Origin of the sequence: Stenotrophomonas sp. WZN-1 (assembly GCF_002192255.1) — a bacterium.
GTDB lineage: Bacteria > Pseudomonadota > Gammaproteobacteria > Xanthomonadales > Xanthomonadaceae > Stenotrophomonas.
This window is the reverse complement of the sequence record NZ_CP021768.1, coordinates 3,208,079-3,231,533: the sequence shown is the minus strand read 5'-3', so window position 1 is coordinate 3,231,533 and position 23,455 is coordinate 3,208,079. Positions and strand designations below refer to the sequence as shown.

Sequence of the window (23,455 nt, the reverse complement as noted above, 5' to 3'; positions counted from 1 at the left end):
CCATTTGACCAGCGGGTGTGTCGGAGCCCGGTAGTGACGCGTCGCGTGGGGACCCGTGCACCCACCGTTGACCGGATTGGAGGACAATGCAGGCCTGATCACCCGCAGGAGCCACGCCCATGATGGAGCGTTACGACGTCGGACCGCGCATGTCCGAAATGACCGTGTACAACAAGGTCGCCTACCTCTCCGGCCAGATTCCGGAAGACACCAGCCAGGACATCACCGGGCAGACCCGGCAGGTGCTGGCGGAGATCGACAAGCTGCTGGCGCTGGTCGCCAGCGATCGCCAGCACGTGCTGCGCGCGGAAGTGTTCCTGGCCGACATCGCCGACTTCGACGGCATGAACAAGGCATGGGACGAGTGGGTGGTCGAGGGCGCGACCCCGGCCCGCGCAACCTTCGAAGCCAAGCTGGCCCACGCCGAGTGGAAGGTCGAGATCGTGGTGACGGCAGCGGTGCCGTAACCCGCGTGCGGGGTCAGATGCCTCTCCAGAGGAAAAGGGATCTGGCCCCTGTTACAGGGGCACCAGCTCGATGCAATCCACCGGGCACGGTGGAATGCACAGCTCGCAACCGGTGCACAGATCGGCAATGACCGTGTGCATGTACTTGGCGCCGCCGACGATGGCATCCACCGGGCAGGCCTGGATGCACTTGGTGCAGCCGATGCAGTCGGCTTCCACGATCAGCGCCACCTGTGGCGCCTTGTGTTCGCCACGCGAACGATCAAACGGAATGGCGGGCACGCCCAGTACCTGCGCCAGTGCGCGCGCGCCGGCGTCGCCGCCCGGCGGGCAGCGGTCCACGCCCGCCTCGCCGCGTGCCATCGCCTGCGCGTACGGGCGGCAGCCGTCATAGCCGCATTGCCCGCATTGGGTCTGCGGTAGCAGGCGGTCGAGGCGTTCGGTCAGGGGCGGGATCAGGCTCATGCGTGGCGAAGGCTGCGCGTTGGGACTACTTCAGGGGTTTGCCACGGAACCAGCGCTCGTGGGCCAGCGCCAGCATCGGCTTGTCTTCGTAACTGTCACCGTAGGCATGGATGCGCACGTAGCGCGACAGATCGAACTGGCGACGGATGTGCTCGACCTTGCGCGGCCCGCAGTCGCCACCGGCATAGCGACCGGTCAGGCGGCCGTCCTGGCTTTCCAGCCGGTTGCAGATCAGCTGCAGGCCCAGCTGCTCGCACCACGGCCGCAGGTACAGGTCCAGCGAGCCGGACACGATCACCACGGTGTGCTGCTGTTCCTTGTGCCAGCGGATCTGCTCCAGCATTTCCGGGCGCACCACGTCGGGCAGGAACTCACGCGAGAAGCCTGCCGCCAGCGTGGTGATGTCATCGCTGTGGCGGTCGCTGAAGGTCAGGCGGGTGACGCGTGCACGGATGCGTTCGGCCGAAATCAGTTTCAGTTTGTATGCGGCCAGCCACGGGCCGACCTTCCACCACGCCTGCGCCAGCTGTTCGGCGGTGGCCGCGCGGCGCAGGAAACGGCCATAGGTATCGCAGGTGGTCACGGTGTGGTCGAAGTCGAACAGCGCCAGTTCCATTCCGTTGCTTCCCATCGCGTTGCCTCCGGTGGCCGGTGCTGCCGGCGGACGCGGCGGTTGCCGCGCCCGCCGCGGGCATCAGCGGACCGGCATGCCCGGCTGTGCGCCGCTGTCGGCGTCCAGCAGCGCCAGTGCGCCGCCGTCGAAACCGGCCGACAGGATCATGCCTTCGCTCAGGCCGAAGCGCATCTTGCGCGGGGCCAGGTTGGCGATGAACACCACGCTGCGGCCAACAAGTGCTTCCGGTTCGCCGTAGCTGCCACGGATGCCGGAGAAGATCTGGCGCTTGCCCAGGTCGCCGGCGTCCAGTTCGAAGCGGAGCAGCTTGTCCGAACCTTCCACGAACTCGCACACCAGCACCTTGCCGATGCGCAGGTCGAGCTTGGCGAAATCGTCGATGCCGATGTAGGCCGGGGCGTCGGTGCTCTTGGCTTCGTCCTTGGCCAGTGCCGGTGCCGGTGCGGCCGGCTTGACCGCTTCGGTCCTGGCGGCGGGGGCGGCAGCGGCGGCCGGCTGCAGGGTGTCCTTGGAGGCGTCGATCATGGCGTCAATCTTCTTCGGGTCGATACGGGTGAACAGTGGGGTGTAGTCGGTGATGCGGTGGCCCAGCAGCGGCTGCGCCAGCTCGGTCCAGTCGTTCACCGGGGCGGCCAGGAAGGCCTCGGCCTGCGTGGCGGTGGCCGGCAGCACCGGCTTCAGGGCGGTGACCAGTACGCGGAACAGGTTCAGGCCCTGGCTGCATACGGCCTGCAGCTGCGCATCGGCGCCTTCCTGCTTGGCGATGACCCACGGCTTGACGTCGTCGATGTAGCGGTTGGCTTCGTCGGCCAGGGTCATGGTCAGGCGGATCGCCGCGGCCGGGTCGTTGCGCTCGTAGGCTTCACGGATCGGCGCCAGGCCATCGACGAAGCGCTGGTACTGCGCCGCATCGGGCAGCTGCGCGGCCAGCTGGCCGTCGAAGCGCTTGCTGATGAAGCCGGCGCAGCGGCTGGCCAGGTTGACGAACTTGCCGACCAGGTCGGCGTTGACGCGGGCGATGAAGTCACCCAGGTTCAGGTCGAGATCGTCGACGCCGCCGCCGGACTTGGCGGCGTAGTAGTAGCGCAGCGCTTCCGGCTCCAGGCCGGCATCGAGGAAGGTACGCGCCATCACGAAGGTGCCACGCGACTTGCTCATCTTGGCGCCGTCCACGGTCAGGTAGCCGTTGACGTGCAGGCGGGTCGGCGCGCGGTGGCCGGTACCATGCAGCACCGCCGGCCAGAACAGGCCGTGGAAGTTGACGATGTCCTTGCCGATGAAGTGGTGCAGCTCGGTGCTGGTGCCGGCACGCAGGTGTGCTTCGAAGTCTTCGCCGAGCTTGCCGCACAGGGTCTGGAAGCTGGACAGGTAGCCGATCGGTGCGTCCAGCCAGACGTAGAAGTACTTGCCCGGCTGGCCGGGAATCTGGAAGCCGAAGTACGGCGCATCGCGCGAGATGTCCCACGCGCGCAGGCCACCTTCGGCATTGAGCCATTCGCCCAGCTTGGCCTTCACGCCCGGCAGGGCGACATCGCCGGCCAGCCAGTCGCGCAGGAACGCATCGAAGTGGCCCACCTCGAAGAAGAAGTGCTCCGAATCGCGCATTTCCGGCGTGGCACCGGAGATGACCGAGCGCGGCTCCTTCAGGTCGGTCGGCGCATAGGTCGCGCCGCAGACTTCGCAGTTGTCGCCGTACTGGTCGGGGCTGCCGCAGTTCGGACAGATGCCCTTGACGTAGCGGTCGGGCAGGAACATGCCCTTGGCCGGGTCGTAGAACTGCGCGACCGAACGGCGGCTGATGTGACCGGCCGCTTCCAGCTTCAGGTAGAACTGCTCGGTCAGCGCCTGGTTGGCCGCCGAATTGGTCGAGTCGTAGTGATCGAAGGCCACGCCGAAGGCGGCGAAGTCACGTTCGTGGCTGGCCTGGATGTTGGCGATGAAGGTTTCCGGGGTGACCCCGGCCTTTTCCGCGGCCAGCATGATCGGCGTGCCGTGGGTGTCGTCGGCGCAGACGAACCAGGCCTTGCCGCCGCTCATTCGCCGCGCACGCACCCAGATGTCGGCCTGGATGTAGCCGACCAGGTGGCCCAGATGCAGCGGGCCGTTGGCGTAGGGCAGGGCGGTGGTGACGAGCGCGGTACGGGTCATGGTCGCGGGGTGAAGCCGAGGGGAACCGCAGAGTATCGCATGCCCGCAACGACGTGACCCGGCCGGGGCCGGGTCACGGGGATGAGGCGGGGCCGGGTGCTTATTCGCGCTGCCAGGTCTGCGCGCGGCAGATGAAGGCGATGCAGCCGGACACGTCCAGCCTGGTGCCGCCCGGCTGCAGCTCCATCTTCGACTTGTAGGTCTTGCCGTTGGCCGGGTCGAGGATGGTGCCGCCGGACCACTTGTTGGCGCCGTCGGCCTTCAGGTTCCAGAGGATGGTCATGCCCTTCACTGGCTTGTTCTTGTTGGCGCCTTCACATCCGTCGCAGACCGGGTTGGGGCCCTTGTCCGAGTGCAGGATGTCGACCACCTTGCCGGTCAGCGTGCCGTTGGCGGCCTGGGTGATCTCGACGATCGACTTCACCTTGCCGGTCTTGTCGTCGATGGTCTTCCAGCGGCCGGCGGCACCGTCGGCGGCCTGGGCCGACAGGGCGGCCAGGCACAACGGCAGTGCCAGCAGCAGGGTCTTGAAGGTGTTGCGCATGGTCCCCTCCCAGGGTTCATTCCGGCACGCTGCCGGCATGGGTCGACTGTATACCCATTCGGCGGGGTATGGGGAAGGGGGGGCTTTGCAGGGCTGCGCCCTGCACCCGCAGAGGCAACAGCAACAGCAACAGCCAGCAATCCGCGGTATGGCGGGGTGGGTCCGGTTGCGGGGGACGCCGTGAACCCGTCCCTGGGGGCTTGGCCGCGGCATCCATGCCGCGGACACCCCCGCAACCGGACCCACCCCGCCTTCGACAGGTCTCCGCAATCTGTCGGAATGGCACGGCCTGCTCTTGGTGGGTGTCGACCTTGGTCGACACGTAGATCCATGCCATGCATGGATGGGACTTTCCGTGGCGGCGGCGGGGTCAGGTCCCTTTTCCATTGGAAAAGGGACCTGACCCCGACACACACGCTCAACCGACTTCGTACAGCTCCAGCGGCAGGTCGTCGGGGTCGGCGAAGAAGGTGAAGCGGCGGCCGGTGTACTCGTCCACGCGGATCGGTTCGCACACCACGCCATGCGCGGCCAGGCGCTGGATGAATGGCTCCAGCGCGGCCACGCGGAACGCGAGGTGGCGCAGGCCCTGGGCTTCCGGGCGGCTGGGCCGGGGCGCCGGGGAGGGGAAGGAGAACAGTTCCAGCTGCCCGCCGTCGGGCAGGGCCAGGTCCAGCTTCCAGGAATCGCGCGCGCTGCGGTGGTTCTCGGCCAGCACACGCAGGCCGAGGATGCGCACGTAGAAGTCCTTCGAGCGTGCGTAGTCGCTGCAGATCAGTGCGGCGTGATGGATGCCTAGCAAGACATCGGCATCGGCGGTCATTGCAGGGTGTCCAGCCAGCGCTGGGCGATCTTCAGCGCCAGCGGATAGGGTTCGGGGGCGTTGCGGTTGGTCAGTACGATCACGGTCAGGTGCTTTTCCGGGTGGCGCACGATCACGTTGCGGAAGCCGATGCTCTCGCCGCTGTGCCATTGAACCGGGCCATTCAGGCGCCAGCCGAAGCCATAGTGGGGCACGTCCGGTTCGGGTGTTGCCGTGGCCGGGCTGAACATCGCGCGGCGCGAGGCCTTCGACAGCAGGCGGTCGTCGTACAGCGCCGCATCCCAGCGGGCCAGGTCGTCCAGCGAGGAATAGATGCCGCCATCGCCGAGCACGGCGCTGGTGGTGCTCTGGTCGGTGCGTTGCCAACGGCCGTCGATCCGGCTGTAGCCATAGGCGCGTGCGGCGACGGTATCGACGCCGTCCTGGTGGGCCACGCTGTGGGCCATGCCCAGTGGGCGGAAGATGCGCTGCTGCAGGAAGGCTGCGAAATCCTGGCCGGAGGCGCGGCCGACGATCAGTGCCAGCAGCGCATAGCCGCTGTTGCTGTAGCGGTACTGCGTGCCGGGTGCGAAGTTGAGGCGGTCTTCGCGCGACAGCAGGGCCAGCACATCGGCATCGTGTACCTGCCGTGTGTCCGCCGGATCCATCAGGTCTTCGTAGTCGAGCAGGCCGCTGGTGTGCGACAGCAGCTGGCGGAGGGTAATGGCCGCTGCGGCCTGCGGCAGTTCCGGAAGCCAGCGCCGCGCCGGCTGGTCCAGCCCGAGCCGGCCATCTTCCACCAGCAGCAGTACCGCCGCAGCGGTGAACTGCTTGCTGACCGAGGCCAGCCGGAAGTTGCTGGCCGCGGTGACCGCGGTGCCGTCCTCCACCACCGCCAGGCCATAGCCGCGGCGGAATACCGGCTGTCCGTCTTGCAGCACCAGTACGGCGGCGCCCGGCACCTGGCCGTCGTAGGCCTGCATCAGGCCGTCGATGCCCGCATCCGGTGGGGTCAGCACCGGTGCGGCGGAGGTGGCCAGCGGCAGCAGGCCCAGCACGGTGGCGAACAGGGCGGCGGCAGGGCGCATGGCGGCTCCGGAAGGGTCAGGGTGACGAGGCGGGCGTGGCGCTGGCCGGCTGGGCCATCCAGCGTTCCATCTTGCGGTCCAGCACGTCCAGCGGCATCGAGCCGTCCTTCAGCAGTTCGGCGTGGAAGCGGCGCAGGTCGAAGGCGACGCCCTGGCGTGCCTTGGCCTTGTCGCGCAGGGCCACGATGGTGGTCAGGCCAGCCACGTTGGACAGCGCCTGGCCGGGCTGGGCCATGATCCGCTCGACTTCGGCATTGGCGTCGTCGCTGCTCATGTCCACGGTCTTCTGCAGGTAGGTGACAGCCTGCTGCTTGCTCCAGCCCTGGGCATTCACGCCGGTATCGGCCACTACGCGGGCGGCGCGCAGCAGGCGCGAGTACAGGTAGCCGATGCGGTCGTAGGGATCGGTGTAGACGCCCAGGTCCTCGCCCAGCGTTTCGGCGTACAGGCCCCAGCCTTCGACGAAGGCGAGATCGCCACCGAGGCGGCGGAAGCGCGGCAGCTTGGCCAGCTCCTGCTGCAGGCCCAGCTGCACGTGGTGGCCGGGGATCGCTTCATGCAGGTACTGCACCGGTACGTTCCAGCGCTTGCGGCTGGGCAGGTCGCGGGTGTTCACGTACAGCATGCCCGGTTGCCCGGCGGCCGATGGCTGATAGGCCGCTGCGGCGGCGGTCAGTGCACGCTCCGGTTCCACCGCGCGCACTTCCAGCGTCGACTTGGGCAGCGTGTCGAGCACCTGTGGCAGGCGTGCGTTGACCTGCTGCTGCACCTGGCGGTAGCGATTGAGCAGCGCGTTGGCATCGCCGTACTGGAACTGGCGGTCATTGCGCATGCTGCGCAGCAGCTTGGTGGGGGTACCGCGCAGCTTGGCATCCTTCATCACCGTGGCGATCTGCGCCTGCAGTTCCTGCACGCGTTGTTCGCCCAGTGCGTGCAGCTGCGCGGCGCTCTGGTCGCTGGCGGTGGTCTGCACGATCAGGTTGGCGTACCAGGCCTGGCCATCGGGCAGCGCGCCCAGGCCGCTGCTGGCGCGGGTGGCGGGCAGGTATTCGGTGGCAATGAAGCCGCGCAGGGCGCGGTAGGCCGGCATGATGCGCAGTTCGATCATGCGCTTGTACTCGGCGCTGATGCGCGCCTTGTCCTCAGCCGCGATGGTGTTCGGCATGGTGCGGATCGGGGACCAGAAGATGCTCTCTTCGGCGGTCGGCTTGATCACCGCATCCAGCTGCGGCAGCACTTTTTCCATCAGGTCGCGCGGCTGTACCACGCCGGCCTTCATGCCCTGGCGCATGTTGTCGATGGCCTGGTCGAACAGCTCGGGAATGCCCAGCGAACGGCGCGACCAGGTGTCGTAGTCCTGCACGGTGTTGAACGGCTGCGCGCCGGCACCGGCACCGAGAATCGCCATGATGCTGCCGATGTTGTAGTACTGGCTGATCGGCATCATCCAACTGGGGTAGCGCTCGGCGGCCAGCGAGGCGCGTGCGTCGCGCACGAAGATCTCGTAGCTGAGCAGGTCCTGGCCCTGCAGGCCGTCGCTGCCGAGTTTCTCGACCTTGCCCAGCCATTGCGTGGTGAAGTCGTGCGACTGCTGGCGCCAGGCGGCGGACAGGATGTTGGGCAGCTGGTCGTTGTAGCGGGCCTCGCCCTGGAAAGTGGCCTGCAGCGGATTCAACCGCATCGAGGCATCCCAGTATTCGTCATACAGGCGCTCCAGCTGCACCTGCTTGGGTACGGCACGGGCCGGTGCGACCGGGCGCGGCGCGGCACGACGTGCCGAGCTGCCACGCGCCGGTGCTGTGGCGCGGGCGGGCCTGGCCTTGGGCTTGGCAGCCTGGCGGGTCTGCGCGGCGGCAGGGCGGCTGGCCTTCTTCTTCGCTGCTTCGGCCGACGGCACGGCACTGAACAGGAACAACGCGGCGATGGCGGCGGCCAGGGCGCGGGTGGGATGCGGCATCAGGAGCTTCCGTGGAACACAGACCGTGGAGCTTGCACGATCCGGCCGCGTACGGCCAGCGTGAAGGCGCAGTCAGCTTGCCGTCGCTGGGGCTTCAGTCAGCCGCCGCCGCGGCGCGCAACGCAGCGGCCCTGTCTGCGCCCAGATAGCGGGTGATCGCGCGCCGCATCAGGTACAGCAGCGGAATCAAGGCAATCGCAAAGCCCATCTTGTAGATGTAGTTGACGCTGCTGACGGCCAGGAACAGCGAGGTCGGCCAGTGCTGTGGGCCGAGCACGAAGGCGATCCAGATCACCACGAAGCTGTCCACCACCTGCGAGATCGCGGTGGACCCGGTCGCCCGCAGCCACACGTGGCGCTCGCCGGTGGCCTGGCGGATGCGATGGAATACCGCCACGTCGATCAGCTGGCCGAGCAGGAAGGCCACCAGCGAACCGGCGATGGTCCACATGCCCTGGCCGAACACCGCTGCGAATGCGGCCTGGTAGTCCGGCACACCGTGGCCGTCCATCGAGGTGACCCACCAGCTTGCTGGCGCCAGCGAGATCGCTGCGAAGGCGAACAGGAAGCCATAGGCGATCAGCACCACGGCCAGCCACGAGATGAAGCGCACGCCGCGCTTGCCGAAAAACTCGTTGATGGTGTCGGTCATGATGAACACCACCGGCCACAGCAGAGTGCCGGCGGTGAAGCTGAGCGAGCCGGTCTGGCCGAACAGGTTCCAGTTCAGCGGAGCGATGCCGAGGGTGTCTTCCAGCGCGAAGATCTTCACCCCGATCAGCTCGGCCAGCACCGCGTTGCCGCAGAAGAACGCGGCCAGCACGATGAACAGCAGGACCGCGCGGTCCTGCAACGGGCGCTCGATCGGCGCCGCGTTCATTCGCTGCGATCGCCGGCGCGCGTGAACGGAACACTGGACGGTGCGACCGCACCGCCGGAGATGATGAAGCTCATGGCCTGGTCGACGGTCCAGTCGGTCGGGGTCAGCAGTTCCACCGGCACGATTTCCAGGTAACCCGAGGTCGGGTTTGGCGTGGTTGGCACGTACACTGCAGCCAGTTCACGGTCGGTGCCGTGTTCCTTGATCACGCGGGTGACCAGCCCGACGGACTTCATGTCGCGGTGCGGGAAGTCGATCAGCACCACGCGCTGGGTGCTGCCCGGTTCGGTCTGCAGCATGTCCAGCAGCTTCTTGGCGCTGTCGTAGATGATGCTGGCCAGCGGAATGCGCTTGATGACCGCGCCGACCCAGCGCAGCAGGCGCTGGCCCAGCACGCGGCGGCTGGCCACGCCCACCGCCAGGATCACCAGCAGGGTGGCCAGCAGGGCGATGGTGTCCTGGATCCATTCGGCACGGACCCAGCCGAGGTAATGCGGGAAGCTTGTCGCGATCTGCTCGGAAAGCGGCACCACCAGCGGGCTGGAAATGCCCGACAGCAGCACGAACACGAACTTGACGACGACCCAGGTCAGCCAGATCGGCAGCAGGGTGAGCAGGCCGGTCAGGAACAGGCGCTGCAGGGAGGGGCGGGGGACCAGGGCGGGGGCTTCGAGCGACATGTGCGCATTGTAGCGGCCACGGCCGGTCGATTACGCTGGGGAATCGACTGCGGCAACGGCACATGGAAGGGAAGCTGTGTTGAAGATTCTGCGCGGACTGGGTTGGACCCTGGCAGGCCTGCTGGTGCTGACCATCGTGGTGTGGTGCGCCTCGCGCATGTGGCCGGTGCCGGAATCGCGGCTGCAGGCCCAGCAGCGCTTGCAGGCCCGCCTGCCCGTCCACGGCCACAACGGCTTCGCGCTGCTGTGGACGCTCGCGTTCGACGATCTGGACGCGCGCCAGCGCGAACAGGCCTTGGCCCGCGATGTGCAGCGTTGGGAGGCGGATCCGCGCGGCAATGGCGGCGCCGGACCGCAGCTGGCGGAGGACCACGACGAGCTGCGATCGCGGCCGGCGGCCAGCTGCGGGCCGACCGCCAGCGACTGCCTAGGCCAGGTGCGCGCCGATCCGCAGCGCTTCGTCGATGCCCACGCCGGCCACCAGCAGCTGCATGCGCGCCTGGACCAGCTTGCCGATGCGGACCACTTCACATCGCCGTTCCAGCCAAAGGGCGATGGCATCCTGGTGCCGCTGCCGACCTATGGCCTGATGATCGATGCCACCAGCGCGCGCGCGCTGGCCTATGTACAGGGCGATATCGATGGCGCGCTGCATGGCAGTTGCCGGGGGTTGCAGCTGGGCCGCCGGCTGGTGACGGGCGGCAGCTACCTGGTGGAGAGCATCATCGGTGCCAGCCTGGTGCAGGCCAATGCCCAGCTGCTGGCCGACATGCTGGTCGAGCTGCCGGCCGACCATCCGCTGCCAGCGGCATGCGAGCAGGCGATGCAGCCGATGCTGGCCGCCGAACAGAGCCTGTGCCGTGCGATGCAGGGGGAGTACGCGATGAGCCGGGCCGCGATCGAAACCTCTGCGCAGGAGTTCGGCGGTGTGCTGGTACTGGATCGCAGCAGCACCCTGGCACGCGCGGCGGGTAACCTGGGCTGGGCCTGCGGCGCGGCGGCCATGGCGGCGCTGGAAGCGGATCGCCCGCTGCCGGTGCCAGCGCCGCCGCAGCATGACTTCGGTTGCCTGTCGAACATCATGGGGTGCGTGCTGACCGATATCGCTCGTCCGGTCTATCCCGCCTATTCGTCACGGACCCAGGATGCCGCCGCGATGGTGCGGCTGGTCGGCGCGCAGCGCTGGCTGCGGCAGCAGGCGGAGGACCCGGCGGATGCGCTGCAGCGCTTGCCCGCGCAGTTCCGCTCGCCGGTGCGGGCACCGCAGTTGTTGGCCGATGGCCGCCGTCTGCAGGTGCCGCGGCGTTCACCTTCGCGCAGCTCCGACGAGAGCCCATGGCTGTCGGTGCCGCTGGTGGTGGAGGGCGCCCCGGCCGCCGCTGCGCGCGACTGAGCAGCGTCTCAGTTGCTGCCCGCCAGCGGATCGAATGCCCAGCCATCACCGACGGTCTGCAGCGTCCAGCGGCGGCTGCTGCGCAGTGGCTGCCAGCGCACGCTGTCCTTGTCGTCCTCGATGCTGCCCTCGCTCCGCTTCACCTTGCGGGTGGAGAAATTCACGCTCAACGATTCGGTCTGCCCGGAATTGCGCATCACTGAATTCTGGTCGTAGCCGATCAGCGCAAAGGCATCGTCCTGCCAGCGAAAGGTGAAGACGGTCGTGCCCATTGACCAGCTTCCCGCGCTGGCGAATGAAAACAGCGCGATTTTCAGGGTGCCGCGCTGGATGCTGACGCCGCCATCTTCGAGCGGGTCGCTCATCACCGGATTGTCCGGGCGCGGTATCAGCTGGTGGTCCTGCGCCGCCAGCACATAGCCGGATGGACGCGACCATGCCACGGCGAGAATGCGTGGGTTGCTGTCGTACGGCGAGGGACCGAAGCCATCGTGCTCGATGATGTTGCGCGGCTCCTGCTGGCGCAGCACCAGCACCCGGTCGGCGCGGCCATCCTGGTCGAGATCGCCTTCGACACTCGATTCAAGTGTCCAGCCCTGGGGTACGAAACCGGCGGCAGTGGAGGCCTGGGCGGGCAGCGTCGGATACTGCACCGGTGGCAGGTCGAGGGCGTGGGTGCTGAAGGACAGGGTGGTCAGCAGTGTGGCAAGCGTATACGGGCGCATCGGAGCCTCCATGGCAGGGAGGCAGAGGATAGCGCCCGCGTGCTGGATCAGCGTGCGTGCGGCTTCAACCGCAGGTAGACCTGCTTGCGTACCTGGGCGACCACCTCGCCGCTTTCGTCGACGACATCGTTGCTGAACCAGCGCAGCACCTTTTCGCCGCCAGCCGCTTCGGCACGCAGTTCAGCCAGCAGTGCATCGTCGATGCGGAACGAAGTGCGCACCGTGCCCCGGCCAGGCTTGAGGAAATCGATCGCGCCGGCCCGGTCCCACACGTAGTAGTCACGGCCGAGGATGTGCAGCAGGCCCAGCATCCAGAACGGATCGGTCATCGCGAACAGGCTGCCGCCGAAATGCGTGCCCACGTAATTGCGGTTCCACGGCCGCAGCCGCAGCGCCACGTCGATCTGCCGGTAATCGGGTGTGATCCGGGTGACATGGATGCCGGTGAACAGGAACGGCGGCCAGAGGTTGATGCCGAAGCGGAACAGGCGGGCGTTCATGCGGGTCCGGGGTGCGGGGCGAGGGATCCAGTCTAACCATTCGCATGCGTATGTTGCACCCCGGGTGGGTCACGTTCCGCCGTCGATCATGTAACCGTCGCGGCCGTTGGCCTTGGCCTGGTACAGGGCGGTGTCTGCGCCTTCCACGAAATGGTGCGGCTGCAGGTCGCCGTCGGGCACGCGGGTGAACACACCGATGGTGAGCGTGACGGTGTCGTCGCCGCCATCACCCGGCGCCGGCAACGCGCGCACGCACGCAATCAGATCCTCGATTACCTGGCGCGCGCCTTCGGCCGGTGTATCCGGCAGCACCAATGCGAATTCGTCGCCACCGTAGCGTGCCGCCATGTCGCGCGGGCGACGGGCATGGGCGCCGATCAGGCGGGCGACATCACGCAGCACGCGGTCGCCGACCTGGTGGCCGTGGCGGTCGTTGTGGCGCTTGAAATGATCGACGTCGATCAGTGCCAGGCTCAAAGGCTTGCCGCTGCGCCGCGCCGCATCGCATTCCTGCTGCAGTGACTGCTCGAAGCGCAGGCGGTTGCCCAGACCGGTGAGGGCATCGCGGTTGGCCAGGCGGTGCCAGGCCGAGATCCGCCACACCGCCCAGACCAGCAGTGCCAGCACCACGCCCAGCATCGCGCTGGCCGGTGCCCACCACAGGTCTCCCGTGCGCAGCAGCAGCCAGCTCAGCAGCGGTGGCATCGGCAATGAACACAGTGCGGCGAGCCAGGGCACGCGCAGGCCGAGCAGGATCACGCACAGCGCCACCAGCACGCCGCTGATGGCGTGCTGCCAGGCATGCGGCAGCACATCGATCTGCTTGTGCTGCAGCAGCATCGAGGTGATGTTGGCCTGGTACTCGCTACCGCTCATCCAGAACTCGCGGGTGGTCGGGGTCAGCAGGCGAGGCGCGATGCCGCTGGCGGTCATGCCAACCACAATGCGGCGGCCATGCAGCATCGCCATGTCCACGTGGCCATCGAGCACGTCCGCATAAGACACCTGCGGCAACCGCTCGGGTGGGCCGGCATAGCGCACGCGGACGTAATCGTCGCGACGCCATTGATAGGGCGAGCCCAGCGCCGGGTCGGGGTCGGGCAGGCCGCGTACCGCACCCGCAGGCAGGTCGGCCAGTGCCAGGCCCAGTGCCGGCCAATGCGGCTGGCCGATGCCGGCGTGCAGATAGACGCCGCGGGCGACGCCGTCACCATCCACCTCGACATCGGTGTGGCCGATCGCAGCGGCACTGGCGGCGATCTGCGGGATCGGCAGCATTTCCTCGGCCATGCGGTCGCCGGCCGCAGGTGCGGCCAGCACCGGCAGCACCACCCGGCCATTGCGTCGGATGGCGGCCGCCAGCTGATCATCCTGGCGGCTGTCGCGCCGGTCGGGTTCGGACAGCATCAGGTCCAGCGCAACGCGTTCGGCGCCGGCATCGGTCAGGCGGTCCAGCAGGCGTGCATGCACCGAGCGCGGCCAGGGCCACTGGCCGATGCGCTGCAGGCTGCCTTCATCGATGGCCACGATCAGCACGCTGGGGTCAGGGCGGTAATCCCAGTTGCCGACCAGTGCGTCGTAGGCCGCCTCGTCCTGCCGCCACAGCCATTGGCCCTGGCTGGCCACGATGGTCAGCACGCCGGCCAGCAGGGCCAGCAGGATCCGCTTCGACCATGGCAGCGGCGAGCGCCTCACAGCAACAACCAGAGCAGCAGGGCACCGCCACCAGCGCCGTAGCACAGGCGGCACGGCAGGGGGATCTGCTGGGCAGGCGAGAACTCGCCGGCGTGGCCGTCATCATCGATGTACTGCACGCGCACGTGCAGGGTGCCGCTCCACGGGCGCTTGAAGCTCACCTGCGGTTCGGCCACGGTCTCGTCGACCAGCGGTGCCTTGAAGTCACCGCGGCGATCCACCTGCACCCGGTAGCGCTGGCCTTCGCTGCCGGCCTGCCAGCGCAGCGTCAGCTCGCCGTGCGCGGCCTCGGGCGGTTGCAGTGCCGGGTCCACCGGCTCGTTGCTCAGCTGCAGCGGCAGCGCCTGGCCATAGCGGCCCTGGTGGCCTTCGGCATCGCGCGAGGCTACACGCCAGTAGTACTGGCCGGGCGGCAGCGGTTGCGCCAGGCGCAGGTCGGTCGCATGGGTGGCCTGCTCCTGCAGTGGCTGCAGGAAGCCGGGTTCGGCGGCGATCTGCAGCACACTGCTGCGCGCGCCGGGGGCCTGGCTCCAGCGGAAACGCGGCCGATCGCTGTTGATCGTCTGCCCATGCAGCGGCGATACGGTCAGTGGCGGCGGTGGCTGGTCACCGAGCTCGAAATCGGCGCTGGCATCCAGGCCTTCGACACCCTGGGCGTCGACCGCGCGCAACAGGATGCGCAGCTGGCCGGGCGGCAGGTCGCCGATCGCCAGCCGGGTGTCGGCGGTGGTGGCGGCGAACAGCAGGATCTCCGGCGTTGCCGCCTGCACCACTTCCACCCGGTAGTGATCGGCGCCAGCGACCGGTTCCCAGGCAAGCAGGGTCGGCAGCGGCGCCAGGCGCAGCGCGTCATTGCGCAGCGCCGGCGCCGGCAGCAGGGCCGAGACCGCGGCGGGGGCCGCATCGGCGCTGCTGCTGCGGGTGGCCTGGCCCGGCCGGACCAGGCGCTGGCCATGGGGGTTGCCGACCTGCACCTTGCCCTGCAGGACCTCGGTGGCACCGACGTGCCCGGTATCCCCGGCGCTGACCCGGAACACCGTGCCGCGCACGCTGCTGGTCGCGGTGGGCGCATCGATGATGTAACGCGAGGCCGGACCGCGCGCCGGCGTCACCCGGTTGCTGGCACGCCCCTGCTGCAGGCGCAGGCGGGTGTCGACCATGCCGGTGTGGCCGTAGCGGCTCAGCTGGTCCAGGCGCAGGCGCGAGTATTCGCGCAGCTGCAGGCGCGAGGCATCGGCGAATTCCAGGGTGATGCTGGAATCGCCCTCGGTTTCCACGGTGTCACCGATATGCAGCTGCTCGCCGGCCTGGATGGCACGGGTCGCGGTGCCATCGGCACCGGACAGCTCGACCTTGCCGCGTACGGACAGCACCCGGGCCGGTGCCGGTTCGGTGCGCAGCCAGCTGATCGGGAAGCGCAGCAGCTGGCCTGGGGGCAACTGGTAGGGGTTGTCGATGCGGTTGTGCTGCTGCAGCTGCTGCCAGCGCACGGAAGGCTTCAGGTACAGCCCACCCAGGTCCCACAGGGTGTCGCCGGGCCGGACCCGGTAGTTCCAGTCCTGGGCGCCGGCGATGGCAGGCAGCAGGAAGAGGGCGCAGAGCAGGGCGCCCGTTAAACGCATGGCGAACGACAGAGTGCGGACGACGGTCACAGTTTGCAATCCCGGCAATGCGGGGGTGCAGCTGCAAGACCCCATGGCCCCGACCTCATCCCCCCGAACGGATCGTGGCGACCTCAAGGCCGCCAGCGCGCGCATTATTGCCCGCGTTCAGTGCAGGGATTCTGAACGGAGCAGGCTCCCGTTCAGAACAGCAGCGACGCCATCCTGCGGCGGTACTGGCCCACAAGGTCCTCGTCGGAGATCACATTGAAGGCGTCGATCAAGGCTTTGCGTGGCAGGCCTTCCTCGAATCCACGGTCGATCCGCAGCATTTCCAGGAACTGCGCCAGTGCGGCCTCGTCATGGCCGCCGAGCAGCAGCTGCACGCCGCGCAGGTGGCGGGCCTTGAGATCCTTGCCATCGGCGGCGATGCGTGCCTCCAGCACCTCGGCCGCCGGGGCATCCTTCAGCGCGGCGGCGAAGGCCAGGCGGGCGCGGGCGCGCACGGCGCGGTCGTCGGTGGCCAGATTGGCCGGCAGGCCGTCGATCAGGGTGCCGGCCTCGTCCACGCCGCCGATCTGCAGCAGGGCCAGGGCCAGGTCGAGCTTCAGCTCATCCTTGTCCGGCTCGGCGGCGATCTGCGCGCGCAGTACGTCGACCTGCGCCTGCGGGTCCAGCGGGGCGTCATCTTCAGGGGCGGCATCGCCGACATCGGCCGGCACGATGCCGTGCTGGGCCAGGAACTCACGCAGCTGGCCTTCCGGAATGGCACCGGGGAAGCCGTCCACCAGTTGGCCGCCCTTGACCAGGAACACGGTGGGCACCGAGCGGATCTGGAAGGCCGCAGCGATCTGCTGTTCCTTGTCGACATCGACCTTGGCCAGCTCGAAGGCACCGTTGTACTCGGCAGCCAGCTTTTCCAGCATCGGGCCCAGGGTCTTGCACGGCCCGCACCAGGTGGCCCAGAAGTCGACCAGCACCGGCGTCTGCAGCGACTTCTGCAGGACTTCGGCCTCGAAGGTCGCAGTGGTGGCGTCGAATACGTAGGTCGTCTCGGTCATGGGGGAGGCATCGCTTGGCATCTGGAGACCGATTCTATGGTGACGATCGATGTCGGTCTCAACCCTGCCATCACGGAGTACGCCCGCGAGGCGGTGTTGGCGGGCCCGCAGGCCCGCCGTGACACCCTTATGAGCGCGGCACGCAGTACAGCTCGTGGATCACCCATTGGCCGGAGGCGACAGGCTTCGACGCCGAGGTGCGCTTGAAGTACTCGGCCTCGGCCGCCTGCAGGTTGGCAGCACTGACGCTCCCCATCAGGGTGCCGTTGTTCTGGGAGCTCGCCGGCCCGATCCTGGCGTAGCAGTTGAATTCGGCGGCCTGGGCGGTGCCGGCCAGGCCCAGGCTGAGCGCGGTGGCGATGAAAATGCGTTGGATCATTGGGAAACTCCGGATATGGCGGAACTGCCATGCCCCGAGCATCCCGGTTGGCGCAGCGGGCGGACATCGAATTGATCTGAAATGCGTCGTGCTTGGCGCATCGCGTCACTGCCGCGACAATGCGGTGATCCATTCCTTTCCGGGTGATTGCGCGCAATGTCCGTGGTCCGGCTTGATCGTTGGTTGGGGCTGCTTGCGGCAGTCGTATTCGTCCTGGCCGTGGCCGGCTTCGGTGCCGGCCTGGACGGCTATGCTCAGGCCCGCCACCCGGTGGCGCTGCTGGGTGCGCGCGGCGTACCGCATGCGCTGGCCTTCAATCTGCTGGGTTTCGTGCTGCCCGGCGTGCTGGCGGCGGTGGTGGCTGAACGCCTGCGCCGCAGCCTGCCCGCCACCGCGGGCTGGGCGCCACGGGTAGGCAGCCAGATGCTGCTGCTGGCCGGGCTGGCCTTTGCCGCGATGGGGCTGCTGCCACTGGACGTGGACGATCTGCACGGGCCCGCCAGCCAGCTGCATGCCAGCGCCTGGATGATCTGGGTGCTGGGTTTCGTCGCCGGCACCGTGCTGCTGGGCGTGTCCCATCTGCGCCAGGCGCATGGCCGGGCCTTGGGCGCATTGGCCCTGGGCTGCGGCGTGCTGGCCGCGCTGGCGGCGTTTGCCCTGCAGGGCACGCTGCCGGCGCCGATGGCACAACGGCTCGCCTTTGCCTGCTGGCTGGTCTGGCTGGCGGCGGCCCTGCCGCTGTCGCGCCCGCGCTGAGACGCCTCCCCGAGCGCCGCGGCGGCGGCATCCGGCAGGCAGGATTGGAGCCATTTGCCGCACTGCGGTACGCTGTACCGCTTTGCCGCCGCATCCGCGTGTTCCATGACCAGCGCTGAAACCAACGCCTACGACCCGCAGCAGGTTGAATCCGCCGCCCAGCAGTACTGGGACGCCACCCGTGCCTTCGAGGTCGACGAGACTTCGGACAAGCCGAAGTACTACTGCCTGTCGATGCTTCCGTACCCGTCCGGTGCGCTGCACATGGGCCACGTGCGCAACTACACGATCGGCGACGTGATCAGCCGCTACAAGCGCATGACCGGCCACAACGTGCTGCAGCCGATGGGTTGGGACGCGTTCGGCCTGCCGGCGGAAAACGCCGCGATCAAGAACAAGACCGCGCCGGCGGCGTGGACCTACAAGAACATCGACCACATGCGCAGCCAGCTGAAGTCGCTGGGCTATGCCATCGACTGGTCGCGCGAGTTCGCCACCTGCCGCCCGGATTATTACGTCCACGAGCAGCGCATGTTCACCCGCCTGATGCGCAAGGGCCTGGCCTACCGCCGCAACGCAGTGGTGAACTGGGACCCGGTGGACCAGACCGTGCTGGCCAACGAGCAGGTCATCGACGGCCGCGGCTGGCGCTCCGGTGCCCTGGTCGAGAAGCGCGAGATCCCGCAGTGGTTCCTGCGCATCACCGACTACGCCCAGGAACTGCTGGACGGCCTGGACGAGCTGGACGGCTGGCCGGAATCGGTCAAGACCATGCAGCGCAACTGGATCGGCCGTTCCGAGGGTCTGGAAATCCAGTTCGACGTGCGTGATGTCGACGGCGCCGCGCTGGACCCGCTGCGCGTGTTCACCACCCGCCCGGACACGGTGATGGGCGTGACCTTCGTGTCGATCGCCGCCGAGCACCCGCTGGCACTGCATGCGGCGAAGAACAACCCGGAGCTGGCGGCGATGCTGGCCGACCTGAAGCAGGGCGGCGTGTCCGAGGCTGAACTGGAAACCCAGGAAAAGCGCGGCATGGACACCGGCCTGCGCGCGCTGCATCCGGTCACCGGCGAGCCGGTGCCGGTGTGGGTCGCCAACTTCGTGCTGATGGGCTACGGCACCGGCGCGGTGATGGCCGTTCCGGGCCATGACCAGCGCGACAATGAAGTGGCCAACAAGTACGGACTGCCGATCAAGCAGGTCATCGCCCTGAAGGACGCGCGCACCGAAGAGGAGCGCAGCTGGGACGGCAGCCGCTGGCAGGACTGGTACAGCGACAAGAGCCGTGCGTTCGAGCTGGTGAATTCGGCCGAGTTCGACGGCCTGGATTTCCAGGGCGCTTTCGAAGCCCTGGCCGAACGTTTCGAGCGCAAGGCCCAGGGCCAGCGCCGCGTGAACTACCGCCTGCGCGACTGGGGCGTGAGCCGCCAGCGTTACTGGGGCTGCCCGATTCCGGTGATCTACTGCGCCAAGTGCGGCGCGGTGCCGGTGCCGGAAGAACAGCTGCCGGTGGTGCTGCCGGAAGACGTGGCGTTCGCCGGTACCGGCTCGCCGATCAAGACCGACCCGGAATGGCGCAAGATCACCTGCCCGGACTGCGGCGGCGCGGCCGAGCGCGAGACCGATACCTTCGACACCTTCATGGAGTCGAGCTGGTACTACGCCCGCTACACCTCGCCGGGTGCCCGTGATGCGGTCGACAAGCGTGGCAACTACTGGCTGCCGGTCGACCAGTACATCGGTGGCATCGAGCACGCGATCCTGCACCTGATGTATTTCCGCTTCTACCACAAGCTGCTGCGCGACGCGCGGATGGTGGACAGCAACGAGCCGGCGCGCAACCTGCTGTGCCAGGGCATGGTGATCGCCGAAACCTATTACCGCCCGAACCCGGACGGCTCGAAGGACTGGATCAACCCGGCCGATGTGGAAGTGCAGCGCGACGAGCGCGGCCGCATCACCGGCGCCACCCTGATCGCCGACGGCCAGCCGGTGGTGGTCGGTGGCACCGAGAAGATGTCCAAGTCGAAGAACAACGGCGTGGACCCGCAGGCGATGGTCGGCAAGTACGGCGCCGACACCGTGCGCCTGTTCTCGATGTTCGCCGCGCCGCCGGAACAGTCGCTGGAGTGGAACGAAGCCGGCGTGGACGGCATGGCCCGCTTCCTGCGCCGCCTGTGGGCCCAGGTGCAGAAGCACGCCGCCGACGGTGCCGCCCCGGCACTGGATGCCGCCGTGCTGGATGCCAACCAGAAGGCGCTGCGCCGCAAGACCCACGAAACCATCGGCAAGGTCGGTGACGACTATGGCCGCCGCCACAGTTTCAATACCGCGATCGCTGCGGTGATGGAGCTGATGAACGCGCTGGCCAGGTTCGAGGACGGCAGCGAGCAGGGCCGCGCGGTGCGCCAGGAAGCGCTGCAGGCCATCGTGCTGCTGCTCAACCCGATCACCCCGCATGCCAGCCACGCCCTGTGGCAGGTGCTGGGCCATGGCGAGACGCTGCTGGAAGACCAGCCGTTCCCGCAGGCCGACAGCAGCGCGCTGGTGCGCGATGCGCTGACCCTGGCGGTACAGGTCAACGGCAAGCTGCGTGGCACCATCGAGGTGGCGGCCGATGCCGCGCGCGAGCAGGTCGAGGCGCTGGCCCTTGCCGAGCCCAACGCGGCCAGGTTCATGGAAGGCCTGACGGTGCGCAAGATCATCATCGTCCCGGGCAAGATCGTGAACATCGTCGCTGCCTGATGTCCCCCGCACCGGTCACCCGCGCGGTGGCCGGTGCCTTTCCAGAAGCAGGGCCGGGTGCCTGATGGCCCTGCATTCACGCGGCTTCGGGCACGCTGTGTGTTGCCGTGATCGCCCGGCTCCGCCAGACTGTCTCCATGACCCGAATCCTGCTTGCCCTCGTTCTTGTCCTCGGCCTCGCCGGCTGCGGCTTCCATCTGCGCAACAAGCTGATGCTGCCGACCGACACCGCTCCGGTGAAGGTGGTCTCCACCGCCCCGTACAGTGAACTGGTCAAGCTGCTCAATCGCAGCCTGCTGGCCTCCGGTGCCAAGCTGGCCGATGAGGACAGCAAGGAACCCAGCACCCAGCTGCAGGTGCTGTCCGAACGCTGGGGTGACCTGCCGATCGCCATCGATTCGCAGGGCCGTGCACAGGAATACAGCCTGCGCTATGCGGTGATCTTCATCTTCCGCCGCGAGGATGGCAGTGAGCTGGTGCCGCAGCAGGTGATCGAACTGTCGCGCGACTACGTGTCGCCGCCGACCGACGCCACCGGTACCACCACCGAACGCGAAATCCTGGCCACGGAGCTGCGCCGGGAAATGTCCGCCTCGATCATCCGTCGTATCGACAGCGTGGTCCGCGCCGAGATCGAGAAGGGGGGCAGCCTGTCCGCGCCGAAGACCAAGCCGATCGAGGGTGCGGTGCCGGCCGCGCCGGCCGCCGCCGTCAAGCACTGAGCGGCAGCGACGATGGAACTGCGTCCGGAGCAGCTGGCCAGCCAGGGCGCTGACACGCCGTTGGCGCCGGTGTACCTGATCGCAGGCCCGGAAACCCTGCGCGTGCTGGAGGCGGCCGATGCCGTCCGCGCGCGCGCGCGCGCCGCGGGCATCGGCGAACGCGAGGTGTTCGACGCCGACGGGCGAGATTTCGACTGGAACCAGCTCGACGCCAGCTTCAATGCGCCCAGCCTGTTCAGCGCCCGCCGCCTGGTCGAGGTGCGCCTGCCCAGCGGCAAGCCGGGCAAGGATGGCGCCGAGGTGATCAGCCAGTTCTGCGCCAATCCGGCGCCGGACGTGGTGCTGATGATCACCGCCAATGAATGGAGCAAGGCCCATCAGGGCAAGTGGGCCGAGGCGGTCAGCCGCATCGGCGTGCTGTCGGTGGCCTGGGCGATCAAGCCGCACGAACTGCCGGACTGGATCGAGCGCCGCCTGCGCGGCAAGAGCCTGCGTGCCGACCCGGCCGCCGTGCAGCGCCTGGCCGAGCGGGTGGAGGGCAACCTGCTGGCCGCCGCCCAGGAAATCGACAAGTTGGCGCTGTTGGCCGATGGCCAGCCGCTGGATGTGGAGCGGATGGAATCGCTGGTGGCTGACGCTGCCCGCTACGACGTATTCCGGCTGGTGGAGGCGAGTTTCTCCGGCCAGCCGCCGGCCGTGCTGCGCATGCTGGCTGGCCTGCGCGGTGAAGGCGAGGCGGTGGCCGCGTTGATGCCGATCGTGATCCGTGAACTGCTGGCCGGTGCCGGCCTGGCCCGGGTGCAGGCCCGTGGCGGCAACCTGGCTGCCGAAATGAAGTCGCGTGGTATCTGGGAATCGCGGCAGGCGCCCTACAAGCGCGCGCTGCAGCGGCACCCGGAAGGCAAGCGCTGGGAACGCTTCGTGGCCGAAGCCGGTCTGGTCGACCGCATCGCCAAGGGGCGGGCCGATGGCGATGCCTGGCTGGCGCTGGAGCGCCTGCTGGTGGCCGTGGCCGAACCGCGTGCCGTGCGCCTGCTGGCGCGGGCCTGAGCGATGAGCCTGCGGATCTATTACGGGGGCACCTTCGATCCGGTGCACCTGGGGCATCTGGCAATCGCGCGGGCCGCCCGGGACGAACTGCAGGTGGCCGTGCGCATGTTGCCGGCGGGCGATCCGCCGCACCGTGCGGTGCCCGGCGCCACCGCCGAGCAGCGCTGCACCATGTTGTCGCTGGCCATCGGCGACGAGCCGGGCCTGTTGCTGGACCGCCGTGAACTGGACCGTGCCACGCGCTATCCCGGTCGTCCGTCCTATACCGTCGATACCCTGCGCGAACTGCGCGGCGAGCTGGGCCCGAGCCGGCCGCTGGCCTGGCTGGTCGGTGCCGACAGCCTGCTGGGCCTGTCTGGTTGGCACGAATGGGAGGCCCTGTTCGGGCTGGCCCACTTCGTGGTGGCCGAGCGCCCGGGCAGCCCGCTGCAGGCGTCGATCGACGGCGAGCTGGGGCGTGCCCTGCAGGGGCGCTGGGCCGACAACGAGCAGGCCCTGTTCGCCAGCCCGGCCGGGCGCATCCTGCGCCTGCACCACCCGCTGCGCGAGGAGTCGGCCAGCGCCGTGCGCTCGCAGATCGCCGCCGGTGGCCCCTGGCGCGCCCTGCTGCCTCCGGCCGTCGCGGACTACGTCGCTGCACACGGGCTGTACCGCCCGGCCACAGCGTGAATGGCGCGGCCGCGCCATCCCCGTATAATCGCCCCCACGTTTATCGAGTCGATCCACTTTGAGCAACCAGACCCAGCCCCAGACCATCAAGGTCGATCTGCCCAGCCCGCCGCCGTCCGTGCCGGAACTGCTGGCCAGCGTCCGCCAAGCCACCGAAGACCTGAAGGCCAAGGACCTGGTCGAGATCGATGTGCGCGGCCGGTCCAGCGTTGCCGACTACATGATCGTCGTTTCGGGCACCTCGACCCGCCACGTCAAGTCGATCGCCGATGAAGTCGTGCGCTTCGCCAAGAACATCGACGTGATGCCGCTGGGTGTTGAAGGCGAGCGCGAAGCCGAGTGGGTGCTGGTCGATCTGGGCGACGTGATCGTCCACGTGATGCTGCCGCGCGTGCGTGAGTTCTACGCTCTCGAGCGCCTGTGGACCGTTGGCGACCAGCCGCCGTCCAGCGACGACGAAGTGGCCTGAGCCACGCGTTGATGCACCCCTT

The 23,455-nt window shown here is 68.3% G+C and carries 23 protein-coding genes; 8 read left to right on the top strand and 15 right to left on the bottom strand.

The window, feature by feature from the left end:
- The first annotated feature begins 119 nt into the window (after positions 1–119).
- On the top strand, positions 120–467 hold the full coding sequence (locus tag CCR98_RS15250; RefSeq protein WP_005418155.1) for a RidA family protein: 348 nt from the start codon (positions 120–122) through the stop codon (positions 465–467).
- Positions 468–518: 51 nt separating this feature from the next.
- Here CCR98_RS15250 and rnfB read toward each other — a convergent pair whose 3' ends face one another.
- The 9 genes from rnfB to CCR98_RS15205 form a co-directional block, all read right to left on the bottom strand.
- Positions 519–932 (bottom strand): Rnf electron transport complex subunit RnfB, encoded by a 414-nt coding sequence (gene rnfB / locus CCR98_RS15245; protein WP_087923263.1) that lies wholly within the window; start codon positions 930–932, stop codon positions 519–521.
- A 25-nt stretch (positions 933–957) separates the two neighbouring features.
- The gene (locus tag CCR98_RS15240; protein ID WP_087923262.1) at positions 958–1,548 is read right to left on the bottom strand and encodes an HAD family hydrolase; all 591 of its coding nucleotides are present in this window, start codon (positions 1,546–1,548) and stop codon (positions 958–960) included.
- A gap of 78 nt (positions 1,549–1,626) precedes the next feature.
- Complete coding sequence (gene metG, locus CCR98_RS15235) at positions 1,627–3,714, bottom strand: methionine--tRNA ligase (protein ID WP_087923261.1); 2,088 nt, start codon at positions 3,712–3,714, stop codon at positions 1,627–1,629.
- Positions 3,715–3,814: 100 nt separating this feature from the next.
- The gene (locus tag CCR98_RS15230; protein WP_087923260.1) at positions 3,815–4,258 is read right to left on the bottom strand and encodes a DUF2147 domain-containing protein; all 444 of its coding nucleotides are present in this window, start codon (positions 4,256–4,258) and stop codon (positions 3,815–3,817) included.
- A gap of 418 nt (positions 4,259–4,676) precedes the next feature.
- Positions 4,677–5,081: a VOC family protein gene (locus CCR98_RS15225; protein ID WP_087923259.1), complete on the bottom strand. Its 405-nt coding sequence runs from the start codon at positions 5,079–5,081 to the stop codon at positions 4,677–4,679.
- Complete coding sequence (locus CCR98_RS15220) at positions 5,078–6,148, bottom strand: serine hydrolase domain-containing protein (RefSeq protein WP_087923258.1); 1,071 nt, start codon at positions 6,146–6,148, stop codon at positions 5,078–5,080. Before CCR98_RS15220 ends, CCR98_RS15225 begins: the two co-directional genes overlap by 4 nt.
- Positions 6,149–6,164: 16 nt before the next feature.
- On the bottom strand, positions 6,165–8,105 hold the full coding sequence (locus CCR98_RS15215) for a DUF885 family protein (protein WP_087923257.1): 1,941 nt from the start codon (positions 8,103–8,105) through the stop codon (positions 6,165–6,167).
- Between the two features lie 94 nt (positions 8,106–8,199).
- Positions 8,200–8,985 carry a queuosine precursor transporter gene (locus tag CCR98_RS15210; protein ID WP_087923256.1) on the bottom strand — a complete coding sequence of 262 codons (786 nt, stop codon included), beginning with the start codon at positions 8,983–8,985 and terminating at the stop codon, positions 8,200–8,202.
- Positions 8,982–9,665, bottom strand: coding sequence for a DUF502 domain-containing protein (locus CCR98_RS15205; protein ID WP_014038041.1), 684 nt, complete (start codon positions 9,663–9,665; stop codon positions 8,982–8,984). The genes CCR98_RS15210 and CCR98_RS15205 overlap by 4 nt, the downstream gene beginning before the upstream one ends.
- 76 nt (positions 9,666–9,741) lie before the next feature.
- Between CCR98_RS15205 and CCR98_RS15200 the strand changes: the two genes are divergently transcribed.
- Complete coding sequence (locus CCR98_RS15200) at positions 9,742–11,058, top strand: hypothetical protein (protein ID WP_087923255.1); 1,317 nt, start codon at positions 9,742–9,744, stop codon at positions 11,056–11,058.
- Between the two features lie 8 nt (positions 11,059–11,066).
- Here CCR98_RS15200 and CCR98_RS15195 read toward each other — a convergent pair whose 3' ends face one another.
- The 6 genes from CCR98_RS15195 to CCR98_RS15170 form a co-directional block, all read right to left on the bottom strand.
- Positions 11,067–11,783, bottom strand: a complete 717-nt coding sequence (locus CCR98_RS15195) for a hypothetical protein (protein WP_087923254.1) — start codon at positions 11,781–11,783, stop codon at positions 11,067–11,069.
- Between the two features lie 47 nt (positions 11,784–11,830).
- Positions 11,831–12,283 (bottom strand): DUF4442 domain-containing protein, encoded by a 453-nt coding sequence (locus CCR98_RS15190; RefSeq protein WP_014647953.1) that lies wholly within the window; start codon positions 12,281–12,283, stop codon positions 11,831–11,833.
- A 69-nt stretch (positions 12,284–12,352) separates the two neighbouring features.
- Positions 12,353–13,978, bottom strand: coding sequence for a CHASE2 domain-containing protein (locus tag CCR98_RS15185; RefSeq protein WP_087923253.1), 1,626 nt, complete (start codon positions 13,976–13,978; stop codon positions 12,353–12,355).
- Positions 13,975–15,675: a FecR domain-containing protein gene (locus CCR98_RS15180; RefSeq protein ID WP_087923252.1), complete on the bottom strand. Its 1,701-nt coding sequence runs from the start codon at positions 15,673–15,675 to the stop codon at positions 13,975–13,977. The genes CCR98_RS15185 and CCR98_RS15180 overlap by 4 nt, the downstream gene beginning before the upstream one ends.
- Positions 15,676–15,782: 107 nt before the next feature.
- Entirely contained in the window at positions 15,783–16,640 is an 858-nt protein-coding gene (gene trxA, locus CCR98_RS15175) for a thioredoxin (RefSeq protein WP_014038035.1), read from the bottom strand.
- Between the two features lie 127 nt (positions 16,641–16,767).
- Positions 16,768–17,019: a hypothetical protein gene (locus CCR98_RS15170; protein WP_087923251.1), complete on the bottom strand. Its 252-nt coding sequence runs from the start codon at positions 17,017–17,019 to the stop codon at positions 16,768–16,770.
- A 156-nt stretch (positions 17,020–17,175) separates the two neighbouring features.
- On the opposite strand from CCR98_RS15170, the gene CCR98_RS15165 reads away from it, so the two are divergent.
- The 6 genes from CCR98_RS15165 (at position 17,176) to rsfS (ending at position 23,433) form a co-directional block, all read left to right on the top strand.
- Positions 17,176–17,775 (top strand): DUF998 domain-containing protein, encoded by a 600-nt coding sequence (locus tag CCR98_RS15165; protein ID WP_087923250.1) that lies wholly within the window; start codon positions 17,176–17,178, stop codon positions 17,773–17,775.
- A 105-nt stretch (positions 17,776–17,880) separates the two neighbouring features.
- Positions 17,881–20,523: a leucine--tRNA ligase gene (leuS, locus tag CCR98_RS15160; protein WP_087924209.1), complete on the top strand. Its 2,643-nt coding sequence runs from the start codon at positions 17,881–17,883 to the stop codon at positions 20,521–20,523.
- Positions 20,524–20,660: 137 nt separating this feature from the next.
- The gene (gene lptE / locus CCR98_RS15155; RefSeq protein ID WP_087923249.1) at positions 20,661–21,245 is read left to right on the top strand and encodes an LPS assembly lipoprotein LptE; all 585 of its coding nucleotides are present in this window, start codon (positions 20,661–20,663) and stop codon (positions 21,243–21,245) included.
- 12 nt (positions 21,246–21,257) lie between these two features.
- Entirely contained in the window at positions 21,258–22,295 is a 1,038-nt protein-coding gene (holA, locus tag CCR98_RS15150) for a DNA polymerase III subunit delta (RefSeq protein WP_087923248.1), read from the top strand.
- Between the two features lie 3 nt (positions 22,296–22,298).
- Positions 22,299–22,964 carry a nicotinate-nucleotide adenylyltransferase gene (gene nadD, locus CCR98_RS15145; RefSeq protein WP_014647945.1) on the top strand — a complete coding sequence of 222 codons (666 nt, stop codon included), beginning with the start codon at positions 22,299–22,301 and terminating at the stop codon, positions 22,962–22,964.
- A gap of 58 nt (positions 22,965–23,022) precedes the next feature.
- The gene (rsfS, locus tag CCR98_RS15140) at positions 23,023–23,433 is read left to right on the top strand and encodes a ribosome silencing factor (protein WP_005418109.1); all 411 of its coding nucleotides are present in this window, start codon (positions 23,023–23,025) and stop codon (positions 23,431–23,433) included.
- Positions 23,434–23,455: the final 22 nt, after the last annotated feature.

Coding starts and splice junctions, on each gene's coding strand:
- CCR98_RS15240 (WP_087923262.1), bottom strand. CDS start 1,548: ATGGAACTGGCGCTGTTCGACTTCGACCACACCGTGACCACCTGCGAT.
- metG (WP_087923261.1), bottom strand. CDS start 3,714: ATGACCCGTACCGCGCTCGTCACCACCGCCCTGCCCTACGCCAACGGC.
- CCR98_RS15180 (WP_087923252.1), bottom strand. CDS start 15,675: ATGGGGTCTTGCAGCTGCACCCCCGCATTGCCGGGATTGCAAACTGTG.
- CCR98_RS15225 (WP_087923259.1), bottom strand. CDS start 5,081: ATGACCGCCGATGCCGATGTCTTGCTAGGCATCCATCACGCCGCACTG.
- CCR98_RS15170 (WP_087923251.1), bottom strand. CDS start 17,019: ATGATCCAACGCATTTTCATCGCCACCGCGCTCAGCCTGGGCCTGGCC.
- nadD (WP_014647945.1), top strand. CDS start 22,299: ATGAGCCTGCGGATCTATTACGGGGGCACCTTCGATCCGGTGCACCTG.
- rnfB (WP_087923263.1), bottom strand. CDS start 932: ATGAGCCTGATCCCGCCCCTGACCGAACGCCTCGACCGCCTGCTACCG.
- leuS (WP_087924209.1), top strand. CDS start 17,881: ATGACCAGCGCTGAAACCAACGCCTACGACCCGCAGCAGGTTGAATCC.
- CCR98_RS15205 (WP_014038041.1), bottom strand. CDS start 9,665: ATGTCGCTCGAAGCCCCCGCCCTGGTCCCCCGCCCCTCCCTGCAGCGC.
- CCR98_RS15165 (WP_087923250.1), top strand. CDS start 17,176: ATGTCCGTGGTCCGGCTTGATCGTTGGTTGGGGCTGCTTGCGGCAGTC.
- CCR98_RS15210 (WP_087923256.1), bottom strand. CDS start 8,985: ATGAACGCGGCGCCGATCGAGCGCCCGTTGCAGGACCGCGCGGTCCTG.
- holA (WP_087923248.1), top strand. CDS start 21,258: ATGGAACTGCGTCCGGAGCAGCTGGCCAGCCAGGGCGCTGACACGCCG.
- CCR98_RS15220 (WP_087923258.1), bottom strand. CDS start 6,148: ATGCGCCCTGCCGCCGCCCTGTTCGCCACCGTGCTGGGCCTGCTGCCG.
- CCR98_RS15250 (WP_005418155.1), top strand. CDS start 120: ATGATGGAGCGTTACGACGTCGGACCGCGCATGTCCGAAATGACCGTG.
- CCR98_RS15215 (WP_087923257.1), bottom strand. CDS start 8,105: ATGCCGCATCCCACCCGCGCCCTGGCCGCCGCCATCGCCGCGTTGTTC.
- trxA (WP_014038035.1), bottom strand. CDS start 16,640: ATGACCGAGACGACCTACGTATTCGACGCCACCACTGCGACCTTCGAG.
- lptE (WP_087923249.1), top strand. CDS start 20,661: ATGACCCGAATCCTGCTTGCCCTCGTTCTTGTCCTCGGCCTCGCCGGC.
- CCR98_RS15230 (WP_087923260.1), bottom strand. CDS start 4,258: ATGCGCAACACCTTCAAGACCCTGCTGCTGGCACTGCCGTTGTGCCTG.
- CCR98_RS15195 (WP_087923254.1), bottom strand. CDS start 11,783: ATGCGCCCGTATACGCTTGCCACACTGCTGACCACCCTGTCCTTCAGC.
- CCR98_RS15190 (WP_014647953.1), bottom strand. CDS start 12,283: ATGAACGCCCGCCTGTTCCGCTTCGGCATCAACCTCTGGCCGCCGTTC.